The sequence below is a fragment of the Nocardia cyriacigeorgica genome, assembly GCF_010858045.1.
In the GTDB taxonomy this organism is placed as follows: domain Bacteria; phylum Actinomycetota; class Actinomycetes; order Mycobacteriales; family Mycobacteriaceae; genus Nocardia; species Nocardia cyriacigeorgica_E.
On record NZ_JAAGVC010000366.1, the window covers coordinates 1 to 283 of the forward strand.

Genomic DNA, 283 nt, shown 5'->3' on the forward strand with positions numbered 1-283 from the left:
CTTCAATGCCGCTTTCTTCAGCGGTCTTAAGTTCAACTTTTGCTCCTTTGTTATCATCTTCCTTGTTGCCTGTTAATTTAAGTAGTTTGCCTTCCCTTCCTATTGGGTCTTCTTCCAATGTAGGTTTGACAAGCTTGGCTGGGGCCTTGGCTTTACCTTCCTTAAGTTCTGCCTCTTCTTTGGCTTTACGTAGTTTAAGCGCTATAGCAGCAAGCAGCAGTTTATTAGGCTTTTTGCCTTCTTGGATCAGTTTGGCATTGAATTTATCCTTGCTTTCTAGCAC

1 protein-coding gene is annotated in these 283 nt (G+C 42.4%); it reads right to left on the reverse strand.

Annotated features, from left to right (window positions below):
* Window positions 1–283 (reverse strand): hypothetical protein (locus GV790_RS30055; protein WP_163818188.1); only part of this gene is annotated, 283 nt, incomplete at both ends.